Source organism: Pseudoalteromonas sp. MelDa3 (assembly GCF_002863625.1).
GTDB lineage: Bacteria > Pseudomonadota > Gammaproteobacteria > Enterobacterales > Alteromonadaceae > Pseudoalteromonas > Pseudoalteromonas arctica.
Genome location: NZ_PJBR01000031.1, coordinates 25,709 through 36,932, shown reverse-complemented (window position 1 = coordinate 36,932; position 11,224 = coordinate 25,709). Strand labels below are relative to the sequence as shown.

Here is an 11,224-nt window from a genome sequence, read left to right as displayed (position 1 = left end):
AGTGGTAGTTCAGTTGGTTAGAATACCGGCCTGTCACGCCGGGGGTCGCGGGTTCGAGTCCCGTCCACTCCGCCAACAAATTAAGTAATAACAAGTATAATGATATCTCTGCGGAGTGGTAGTTCAGTTGGTTAGAATACCGGCCTGTCACGCCGGGGGTCGCGGGTTCGAGTCCCGTCCACTCCGCCATTTGATATCATGATTAAAATTAGTAAGTGCATTACCCCATGCACATACCACTGCGGAGTGGTAGTTCAGTTGGTTAGAATACCGGCCTGTCACGCCGGGGGTCGCGGGTTCGAGTCCCGTCCACTCCGCCACTTGTTATTTCCTCAATAATAAGTTTATAAAACCCTTGATTAAATAATTAAATAAAACATTCTTTGACTATCAGTTATCAGCTATCAGCTATCAGATCGACTCCTTTATACTAACCTGCTAATATTCCAGCTTATTCTTTAATATTCAGCTTTTTATATCTGCATGAATAGCCAAGAATCTAGTCTCACTTTAAAAACGGAAGCACTAAAATGAGTACATTAGGTCAACAACTAAAGCAGCTAAGAAATGACAAAAAATTGAGCCAGCCTGAATTTGCAGAGCAGGCGGGGATAGAGCAAAGTTATTTATCAAAACTTGAAAACGATAAATCAATTCCCTCAAATGAAATATTTAGATCCTTATTGATAGCATTAGATCTTTCAATTGATAAGTTTATGGAACCCCTCGTATCCAGTCATGATAAAGCTAGGTTAATACAAATACCGGATGTCGAACAGTGGTATAAAAATAAAACAGTGAAAAACTCGGCCACGCAACGTAAGTTTATTTACTTGGCTATGTTTTTAATATCTATTGGTTGTGCGTTATTTTATTCAGGGTATAAAAATGATGTATTTAACGAAAACTTTTATGAGTACAAATCATTCGGTGTGGTGAGAGCAGATGAACCTCAAGATATTTTTGAAAATTGGAGGGACTATACACTATTTATCCCAGGTAAAAGTAATGCATTCAAAGAGGGGCGTTATGAAATGCAGGTTAGGCGTAAAGAGCTTTACAAGTTAATGGGTGAGTATGTCGGTGAGTCATTTGTAGAAAAGGTTGAGGGTGGTAAGAGAGTTTATCTTTTAGTGAAGGTGGAGCCACATACGATTGAACATATGGGTAATAGTTGGCTTGAGTTTTTAGGCCTTTTTGCTGCTGTGTTTGGTTTGGTGCTTTCAGTGTTACAGCCAAGGTTAACAAGCTGTCAGTAATAAGTTTAAATAAGTTATAGTAATTTTTCATTATATTTATAGCAAAAAACTTTCAGGTAGAGTGCATGTATTAGCCAAAGGCTTCCTATGGGGTCATACTGAATAAAATTGCCTTTAACAAACATGTTATTATTAAAATACTTATTAATGACAGAGACTGTATCAGGGGGAGCTAAGCCTTGATCCTTTTTTATAAACTGTTTAGCGCTATTAGCTAAAATATTACTTCAATCATGAACTGTTTCTCATAACAGAACTCTTATAATAAATAATTAATTTAGAGGGATGTTTATGATTGAGGTTATAGGCTTAAATAAGCAATTTACAGGCAATGTTGTTTTTAAGGATTACAATAAAGTTTTTTCAGATCAAAAGGGGTGTATTGAAGCGCCTAACGGCCATGGAAAAACGACATTACTTATGATGCTAGCAGGACTCGAAAAGCCCCAAAGTGGTTCACTTTTATTCGCTGGTAGCCGATTGAACACTCCAACAAAAACCGTAGCAATTGCCAGTGACCGTATTGCGTTACCAGATTTTTTAACTGCAAATCAAATTATTGATTTATCTGTTAACACATTAGGTTGCGATTGGCCCCATTCGCTGGTTAACGGGTTTAACTTTAATGCATTTTTAAATACGCGATTCGAAGCACTGTCGTCGGGCAATCAAAAAAAATGCCAGCTAATTTTAGCATTAATGCGTAAATCACCTTATTTATTATTAGATGAGCCAAGTGCTGCGCTCGATCAAACCAGTATTCACACTCTTTTAAGCCAACTCGATGCTTATTTGGCTGACAAACCCAATGGGCAAATTATCATTACTTGCCACGAGCCCGCTGTGTTTATTGAGCATGGTTTTAAGTGTGTCTCGCTATGAGTATCATAAGCATAAAAAGCAAACTTAATCAGTATCTCGCGTTTATAGGTTACCGGTATTTAGCGTACACGTTTGAGCTTAAGCAATTGCTTCAACAGCTAAAAAACTTTGGTTTGTTATTTTTAGTGGTGTTGGGATCATCCGCTCTTGGTTTTGTATTATTGCTTTTTTTAGGCTTAGGGAAAATTATAGATAGTGCAGATACGCCTTTATATGGCGCGCAAATGGCACTATTTTACTTGTTATTGCAAAGCGTGATGATAAGCGCAATGAAACTGGCGATTAAAAATAGTAACCAACGGCTGTTTCAACTTACGATCGCTCACCCTAGCTGGCTTCACCTTGCCGATATTAAATTGTTATTTATCAGCAATGGCTGGCTTATCGCTAGTTTGTTGATAGCGCTTGATCTTACCTTTGAACAGTGGTTAAAGGTGCCGCATTTTATAGTATTTATGTTTATTCAGTTAGGATTAGGCATTGTGTGTTTATACAAACCTAGCGCACTAGTTTATGGTTTTATGTTAAGCGGCCTTTTTTTATTCACTCCCATCAACATACCGCCGCTTATTTATCATATTGTTTTTTCAATCATCTTTAGCATTAGCTTGCTTATACCTAGAGTTAATATAAATGGGCATGTCAGTGTTCGGTCATTATTTGGCTTTTGGTTTTGCTACTTTATAAACCATAGCTGGACACTGGTATGGCGTATGTCGTTACTTTTATGTGTGTTTATGGCCTCGACTACGTTAGTCGCTGAGCGTGCTGATCTCGTTAATATACTTGATGCTGTGGCGATGGCTTTTATTGTATTATTTTGCAGCTCATTACAATTTGATTGCGCTAAAATTTATGCACAATATCGCTTGTTTTTTAATACATGCCAAAAAGCACGGACGTTTTATATTAGCCAGTTTATACCTAGTATGCTGTTGTTTTTAGCGACCTTTGTAACTTACAGCATTACGTTTGAGAGATTAAACATTATTTTGTTGAGTTTAGGTTTACCGTGGTGTTTGTTGCAGGTTAATTTTGCACAAAAAAAACCAGCGCATTATGCGCTGGTTTGGATTTTTTTTACAGCTGGGGTGCTTGCTTTACTAAATTAGTTAAGCAGCATCAGCTTCTTTTTTAACGCTATTACGTGCGGCTTTGCCTGCAAGTAAGTCAGCAGGGTCGAAGTCATCAACGTTAATAACATCTAAACGCGATTGCTCAACAGCAGCTAGTTTATCAGCCTCTGCTTGGCTTAATATGCCTGCTTCAAGCCCCATTTGCGCTACTTTATCAAGCTGGAAGAATGGCAGTTTAAGACCTTTTTCTTTGCATACACGGTCAAATAATGGCTCAACAGCAAGTACGTCTTTAAGCGTTTGCTCTTGACGACCTACAAGGTTGAGCGGCTCATTTGTTAAGTATACATAGCTTGCTAAACGGTTACGCGTTTCGCTAGGTACTTGTAGTAGTTGCGCAAGTTTATGCTCAAGTTGGTCAGTTGGTTTACGAACCGGGCGACCAAACGGGAATAACAATACTTTTAACACGGCACGTAGTGGAGCCGAAGGCATGTTATTAATTAAATCAGCAAGTGCACGTTGGCAATGGTAAAGGTGATCTTGGCAACTCCATTTTACTAGAGCAAAATCTTCTTTTTTACGGCCTTCGTCGTTGTAACGCTTAAGCGTTGCAGACACTAAGTATAAGTAACTAAGTAAGTCACCTAAACGTGCTGAAATACGTTCTTTACGTTTTAGTGAACCACCAAATACTGCCATGCTAATGTCTGACATAAGAGCAAGTGATGCACTAAAGCGTGACGCTATACGGTAAAACTCAGCGGTTTCGTCGTTGTACGGCACACTTGTAAAACGAGCGCCGGTAAGAGCAAGCCACTTAGTACGTACAAGGTTCGACATAGTAAAACCAATGTGACCCATTAGCGCTTTATCAAATACGCTAAGCGCTTCTTCACGGTCTTCAATTTCGCACGCACCTAGCTCGGTAAGTACAAATGGATGACAGCGAATAGCACCTTGACCATAAATAATCATATTACGGGTCAAGATGTTTGCACCTTCAACGGTAATGGCAATAGGTGCACCTTGATAGCCACGACCTAAATAGTTATTTGGCCCAAGCATGATGCCCTTACCGCCAAGTACATCCATTGCATGAATAGTTGCATCACGCATTTGCTCTGTCAGGTGGTATTTAATAATGGCAGAAACAACAGATGGCTTTTCGCCTAAATCAACAGCACCCGTAGACATACTAACCGCAGCATCAGAGCTGTAAGCGTAACCAGCTAATTTAGCAAGTGACTCTTCAACACCTTCCATTTTACCTATAGGTAAACGGAACTGACGACGAATGCGGCTATAAGCACCTGTCGCAATAGCAATCATTTTAATGCCACCGGCAGAGTTTGACGGCAATGTAATTGCACGACCAACCGATAAACATTCAACCAACATGCGCCAGCCTTGACCAGCCATATCTGGACCACCAATAATATAATCAAGTGGTACGAAAATGTCTTTACCGCGAGTAGGGCCATTTTGAAATGGTACGTTTAGTGGGAAGTGTCTACGACCAATTTCTACTCCAGGAGTATCCGTTGGAATAAGTGCACATGTAATGCCTGGCTCTTTATTGTCGCCAATTAGGCCGTCTGGATCTTGTAATTTAAACGCAAGTCCAAGCACGGTAGCCACTGGGGCAAGTGTAATGTAACGCTTATTCCACGTTAAACTAACACCCACAACCTCTTCACCATTCCATTGCCCTTTACATACCACACCGTAGTCTGGAATTGAACTTGCATCAGAACCCGCTTCTGGCGAAGTTAATGCAAAACATGGAATTTCTTGACCGCTCGCTAGGCGCGGTAAGTAATGATCTTTTTGCTCTTTTGTACCATAGTGTTGTAATAATTCACCTGGGCCTAAAGAGTTCGGTACACCCACAATTGACGAAAGTAATGTTGATTTACTTGTTAGTTTTTGAAGTACACAAGACTGTGCAAATGCAGAAAACTCTAAACCGCCGTATTCTTTTTTGATGATCATGGCAAAGAATTTATTATCTTTTAGATATTGCCATACATCTTGAGGAAGGTCGGTTAACTCGTGCGTTGCTTCCCAATCGTCCAACATGCTACATACTACTTCAACAGGGCCATCAACAAAGGCTTGCTCTTCAATAGTAAGTTTAGGAACTGGGTATTGGTGAAGTTTTTTCCAATCTGGGTTACCGCAAAATAAGTCAGCTTCCCACCACGTCGTACCGGCATCAATAGCTGATTTTTCAGTATCAGACATGCTTGGCGTTACTTTTTTAAACGTAGCAAAAATAGGCTTGATGATATATTGCTGACGAAGGCCAGTAACAGAAAGAGGAACCGCGATGATCAAAAAGATCAACCAGCTAATTAAACCAAAAGCACCTGCAAAGGTACCAATTAATAAAGTTATAGCCGAAACACCAAGTGCTGTGTTCCAACTTGCTCTGTGGTAAACCGCAGTGCAAAGCAACGCGATTAGAACCAGTGTAAATATGAGTGTCATTTTTATTCCTTAATAGAGGTCAGACCACCTCACTTAGAGTAGCGCTAGTAACAGTAATTTTCAAGTACATAACGATGTTAAATTGTAGTAGAAAGTAACTTAAATACGATATTTAATTACCCGACAGAGGAACGCACAATAACTATCGTATAGTCAAAGCATTAACCGTAAGTAGTGTTAACGTAAAAATAAATAAATCTAATAGCAAAATGACACTTTTTAAGTAAGTATAGCCGTTATAGCGGGCTGCAAATTAGTGTACGCTTAATACACAAATATAACGCTATTTATTTTAATGTATGGTTTTTAAGGGTTATTTTATTAATGTGTGAATTACTTGGCATGTCAGCCAATGTGCCTACCGATATTTGTTTTAGTTTTTCAGGCCTTTTAGAGCGTGGCGGAAACACGGGACCACATAAAGATGGTTGGGGTATTACATTTTACGAAGGTAAAGGCTGTAGAACCTTTAAAGATCCTGAGCCGAGTTATCAATCTGAAATTGCAAAGCTCGTCAAAGCATACCCCATTAAAAGTGTCTCGGTTATTAGCCATATTCGCCAAGGTAACCGCGGGAGAGTATGCCTTGAAAATACTCATCCTTTTACGCGAGAGTTATGGGGGCGCGAGCTTACTTACGCTCATAACGGGCAGCTATCTAATTATCATGATTTAAAACCGCAGTACTATCGCCCAGTAGGTAACACCGATAGCGAACTCGCTTTTTGTTGGTTACTTGATAAAATTCGTGAAAAATACCCAAAGCGTCCAAGTAATATGGCGTCGGTTTTTAGATACGCCGCTAAGCTTTCGCATACCCTTCGTGAAAAAGGGGTGTTTAATATGTTATTGACCGACGGGGTGTTTGTTTTAGCGTATTGCACTAATAACTTACATTACATAACGCGCCGTGCGCCATTTGGTAAAGCAACGTTGATTGATGCCGACATGGTGGTTGATTTTCAACAAGAGACTACACCAAACGATGTAGTAACAGTTATAGCTACAAGGCCTTTGACGAATGATGAGCGTTGGCAAAAAATGGAGCCGGGGGAATTTGCATTGTTTAAAATGGGTGAGCTAATTTAGCCCACCTATTTTAAATATTAACTTTAGTTTAATTAAATTTAGTTAGCTTCTTGAGGTTGTTGTGCTGTTGCAGGCGCAACAGCTGTAGGCGCAGTAACAGTAAATGAATTCATTTGAACTTCAAACTGCTCCATACCTTTTTCGCCTTTCCACATACGTACCAGCATGTAATCCATTTCTGGCGCAAACCATGCAATTGCTTGGCGTTTATCGTTATCGTATAAACGTTTTACTTTAATGGCTTCTACATTACCGATAGGTAGGGAGATCATCTCTTTTTCAACAACTTCAAAGTTGTAGTCGCGGCGGTTACCTTTTTTGTCTATAAGCGGGAATGAAAAGCTCGTTTCGCCTTTTTTCAATCCTTCGCGCACTTGCACTTGGTATGAAATAGCATCCTGAAATTCATCAGTCCATTCGCATTTAAGTGGGTATTCGCTAGCGCTGCTAGTCACTACTTTGTTTGTTGTATCAAAATCAATTTTATAATCTTTATCTGGGCCTGTACCGGTGCGGATCATATTGTAATGATGCGGGGTAACCTTGCCATCTTTAAAGGTAAACTTTGATGTTTCTTCACGAGAATCAGAGAAAATCATCCACTCAATATTGCTGTGGTATGTTAGTTCATAAGTATCGTCGCCCATTTTTTTGAGCTCACGAACAGCCTCACCATGATTTTTACCTTTGCGTAAAATATCGTAGTTAGCTTGATATTGGGTCAATTCGCCTGCAATTAGGCTAGTTGGAAGTAAAGCGCCCGCACATAACAACAGGGCACTTATTTTTTTATTGTGAGTAGTGCGCGCCGTGTGCAGGAAGTTGTTTTTTGTCAAGAACTGCATAATCTGCTTCCATAGTAAGTCTGTGTTCACTGAACCACTTGACCACCAAAGGATAAATTATATGCTCTTGCTCATGCACGCGTTTTGCTAATGTTTCTGCTGTATCATCCTTGAGTACAGGTATTTGCGCCTGAAGAATAACGGGACCGCCGTCTAATTCTTCAGTAACAAAGTGAACACTTACGCCATGAACATCGTCTTTTGCATCAATTGCTCTTTGGTGGGTATTCAGCCCCTGATACTTAGGCAACAAAGATGGATGAATGTTCAACATTTTTCCAACATATTTTTGCACTAAGCCAGGAGTAAGAATACGCATAAACCCAGCTAATACAACTAGATTTGGCATAAAAGAGTCGATAACGTTCATTAATTGCGCATCGTACGCTTCGCGCGAGTCAAAATCTTTATGACTGAGCACTTTTGTAGCAATACCTGCTTGTTTTGCACGCTCTAGGCCATAAGCGTCTGCTTTGTTACTAATAACAGCCGCTATATGTCCGTTTATCTCGCCACGTTCGCAGGCATCTATGATGGCTTGTAAATTAGAGCCACTACCTGAGATTAAAACTACCAGACGAGTTGGTGCCATTACTTAGCACCACCTACAATTTCAACTTGCTCTTCGCCAGCTGCTGCATCTTGAATTTCACCAAGGTGCCATGCATTTTCGCCCAAGTCTTTTAGCATTGTTAAGCTTTGCTCAAGTTTGTCTGCAGGAACTACTAAAACCATACCTACACCACAGTTAAATGTACGGTACATTTCGTGTGTAGTAATATTACCGTTTTCTTGTAACCAGTTAAAAATAGGTGGCCACTGCCAGCTATCACCTTTAACTACAGCTTTTGCTGAAGCGGGTAATACGCGTGGAATGTTTTCCCAAAAACCGCCGCCAGTAATATGCGAAAGCGCATGTACGTCAACGTTTTTGAATAACTCAAGTAAAGGTTTTACGTAAATACGCGTAGGCTCAAGTAAGGTTTCGCCTAAAGTTTTACCTTCAAATTCAGCGCTGGTATCAGCTTTTGACACTTCAAGTACTTTACGAATTAAAGAGAAGCCATTTGAATGAGGGCCGCTTGAAGCAAGTGCAATAAGCTGATCGCCTGCTGCTACTTTTGTGCCATCAATAATTTTAGATTTTTCTACAACGCCTGTACAAAAGCCTGCCATGTCGTAGTCTTCACCATCATACATACCTGGCATTTCAGCTGTTTCGCCACCAATTAGGGCACAACCTGAAATTTCACAACCTTTGCCAATACCTGTAACTACGTCAGCTGCTGTGTCTACATCTAGTTTACCAGTTGCATAGTAATCTAGAAAAAACAGGGGTTCAGCACCTTGAACAATTAAGTCGTTTACACACATCGCAACTAAATCAATACCAACAGTATCGTGTTTTTTTAAGTCGATTGCTAAACGTAGTTTAGTACCAACGCCATCTGTGCCTGCAACTAATACTGGTTGCTTGTAGCCTTCAGGAATTTCGCAAAGTGCGCCAAAACCACCAATTCCGCCCATTACTTCAGGACGACGAGTTTTTTTAACTACGCCTTTAATACGCTCAACAAGTGCATTACCAGCGTCGATATCTACGCCCGCGTCTTTATAGCTTAGAGACTGTTTTTGTTCGCTCACAGGTTTTCCTCAAAATAGTTGTTTTGGGTTGCTTAGAAACGCGCGTATTTTACAACAATTGCAAGGTCGCGGCTAGCTCAAATGTAATTTTGAAATAATTAACAAGGACACTTGTCCGCTGTCTGTTGTTTAAATAAACAAAAAAACGCCCATAGGCGTTTTTTTAGTATTAAAGGCGTTAAATTAACAGCTATGCTTTTGCGGTTAATATGGCTCGAAGTGGAGCGGGGTAGCCTTCAATTGTTTTACTTGTATCGTTTGGATCTAAAAAGTCGATTAACGATTCGTTTTCCATCCAGTCTGTTTTGCGTTGTTCTTCAAGCGTGGTAATAGCGCAATCTTTTATTTGTACATCTTTAAAGCCAACGCGTTCCATCCACAGTTTTAATGCTGCAGTACTTGGAATAAACCAAACGTTGCGCATTTTAGCGTAGCGGTCGGTAGGCACTAATACTGTGTTTTCATCACCTTCAATTACTAGCGTTTCAAGTACGAGTTCGCCGCCGGGGCGAAGCTGGGCTTTTAACTGCGCTAAAAAGTCGATAGGTGAGCGACGATGATAAAGTACGCCCATCGAAAAAACCGTATCAAACGCTTTAAGCTCAGGTAATGCTTCAACGCCTAGTGGCAGTAAATGCACGTTTTCGTCTGGGTTGTAGTGTTTAATTGCCTGAAACTGACATAAAAATAAATCAGACGGATCAATACCCACTACAAACTCTGCGCCTTCACCGCGCATACGCCATAAATGATAACCTGAGCCACAACCAATATCTAATACGGTGCGGCCTTTTAATGGCTCAATATGAGGAAGCAGGCGGTCCCACTTCCAATCACTGCGCCACTCTGTGTCTATTTCAATACCATGCACACTAAATGGGCCTTTGCGCCATGGCATCATGCGTTTTAATAAATGCATGGCTTGCTTTTGCTCGCCATCACTCATCTCCCCTGGTGCGCCAATTTCTACCTTAGTAGAAATATCAACGTGTGTTGTAGCCACCTCTGGCAAGTTTTTAAGTACTTTTTGCCATTTAGGTAAATCACCGTGGCTAGCCTCGTTTTGCCAATGTTTTAATTGTGCAGGCAAGGTTTCTAGCCAATGACTAAGTGGGCTTTGTGCGATAGATGCGTAAAATTGGTTAAACCATTGAGACATGGATGACTCTCTTTATTTAATTGCTACCATTGAGCAAAAATTAAAACATTGATACCACACTTGAGTTTGGCTAAAACCAATATCTTGTAAGCGAGTAAAGTGAGCGCTTAGTGTATCTGGGCGCATAACGTTTTCGATGGCGGTACGCTTTTGGCTTATTTCAAGCTCAGAGTAACCATTGTGTCGTTTAAAGTCGTGGTGCAAATCAATCAATAAATTGTCGCATTGCTCGTTTTCAGCTTTAATTTTTTCGCTTAACAGTAATACGCCGCCAGGTTTTAAATTAGCATATATTTTTTCAAGCACAGCTTGGCGCTGCGCATGTGGAATAAACTGCAAAGTAAAGTTCATTGCTACTACTGAGGCGTTTTGAATCTCAAGCTCGTTAATATCGCCCAAAGTAACAGTAACAGGCACATCTGATTTAAAACCTTGTAAATGTACCTTACAACGCTCAACCATAGCTTGAGAATTATCTACCGCTATTATATGGCAGTTATCGGTGCGAATATTTCGTCGCATGCTAAGCGTTACTGCACCCAGTGAACAGCCTAAATCATAAAGATTTGAGTTACTTTGTGCATACTCACCCGCAAGCTTACCCATTGTACTGACAATAGTTGCGTAGCCCGGTACCGAGCGCTGAATCATATCTGGAAAAACTTCGACTACATTTTGGTCAAAGCTAAAATCTTTTACTTGTTGCTCAGAGGCATAAATACTGTCTTTTATGGTCACGAAGGCAGTCTCTTTGTAAATAATGGCGCTATTTTAACA

General features: G+C 40.3%; 10 protein-coding genes and 2 tRNA genes. 6 read left to right on the top strand and 6 right to left on the bottom strand.

What is annotated here, in order from left to right:
• Positions 1-112: 112 nt before the first annotated feature.
• The 5 genes from CXF89_RS08570 (at position 113) to CXF89_RS08550 (ending at position 3,253) form a co-directional block, all read left to right on the top strand.
• A tRNA-Asp gene (locus CXF89_RS08570) sits at positions 113-189 on the top strand.
• A 54-nt stretch (positions 190-243) separates the two neighbouring features.
• Positions 244-320: transfer RNA gene (locus CXF89_RS08565), tRNA-Asp, on the top strand.
• A 210-nt stretch (positions 321-530) separates the two neighbouring features.
• Positions 531-1,259 (top strand): helix-turn-helix domain-containing protein, encoded by a 729-nt coding sequence (locus CXF89_RS08560; RefSeq protein ID WP_121954356.1) that lies wholly within the window; start codon positions 531-533, stop codon positions 1,257-1,259.
• Positions 1,260-1,550: 291 nt separating this feature from the next.
• Positions 1,551-2,141 (top strand): ABC transporter ATP-binding protein, encoded by a 591-nt coding sequence (locus CXF89_RS08555; RefSeq protein ID WP_121954355.1) that lies wholly within the window; start codon positions 1,551-1,553, stop codon positions 2,139-2,141.
• On the top strand, positions 2,138-3,253 hold the full coding sequence (locus tag CXF89_RS08550) for a DUF6136 family protein (protein ID WP_121954354.1): 1,116 nt from the start codon (positions 2,138-2,140) through the stop codon (positions 3,251-3,253). Before CXF89_RS08555 ends, CXF89_RS08550 begins: the two co-directional genes overlap by 4 nt.
• Here the strand turns inward: CXF89_RS08550 and fadE are convergent, their stop codons facing one another.
• Complete coding sequence (gene fadE, locus CXF89_RS08545; protein WP_121954353.1) at positions 3,254-5,710, bottom strand: acyl-CoA dehydrogenase FadE; 2,457 nt, start codon at positions 5,708-5,710, stop codon at positions 3,254-3,256. It abuts the gene before it with no gap.
• A gap of 324 nt (positions 5,711-6,034) precedes the next feature.
• Here fadE and CXF89_RS08540 point away from each other — a divergent pair, with 324 nt between their 5' ends.
• Positions 6,035-6,799, top strand: a complete 765-nt coding sequence (locus CXF89_RS08540; protein ID WP_024591316.1) for a class II glutamine amidotransferase — start codon at positions 6,035-6,037, stop codon at positions 6,797-6,799.
• Between the two features lie 38 nt (positions 6,800-6,837).
• Here CXF89_RS08540 and CXF89_RS08535 read toward each other — a convergent pair whose 3' ends face one another.
• The 5 genes from CXF89_RS08535 to cmoA all read right to left on the bottom strand — a co-directional run bounded on the left by CXF89_RS08535 (position 6,838) and on the right by cmoA (position 11,185).
• Positions 6,838-7,572, bottom strand: a complete 735-nt coding sequence (locus tag CXF89_RS08535) for a DUF3108 domain-containing protein (RefSeq protein ID WP_007586948.1) — start codon at positions 7,570-7,572, stop codon at positions 6,838-6,840.
• Between the two features lie 16 nt (positions 7,573-7,588).
• Complete coding sequence (purN, locus tag CXF89_RS08530; protein ID WP_121954352.1) at positions 7,589-8,236, bottom strand: phosphoribosylglycinamide formyltransferase; 648 nt, start codon at positions 8,234-8,236, stop codon at positions 7,589-7,591.
• A complete protein-coding gene (gene purM, locus CXF89_RS08525) occupies positions 8,236-9,288 on the bottom strand; it encodes a phosphoribosylformylglycinamidine cyclo-ligase (RefSeq protein WP_121954351.1) in 1,053 nt (350 codons plus the stop codon). The genes purN and purM overlap by 1 nt, the downstream gene beginning before the upstream one ends.
• Before the next feature lie 190 nt (positions 9,289-9,478).
• Positions 9,479-10,447: a tRNA 5-methoxyuridine(34)/uridine 5-oxyacetic acid(34) synthase CmoB gene (gene cmoB, locus CXF89_RS08520; protein WP_007586955.1), complete on the bottom strand. Its 969-nt coding sequence runs from the start codon at positions 10,445-10,447 to the stop codon at positions 9,479-9,481.
• A 12-nt stretch (positions 10,448-10,459) separates the two neighbouring features.
• On the bottom strand, positions 10,460-11,185 hold the full coding sequence (gene cmoA, locus CXF89_RS08515) for a carboxy-S-adenosyl-L-methionine synthase CmoA (RefSeq protein ID WP_007378000.1): 726 nt from the start codon (positions 11,183-11,185) through the stop codon (positions 10,460-10,462).
• Positions 11,186-11,224: the final 39 nt, after the last annotated feature.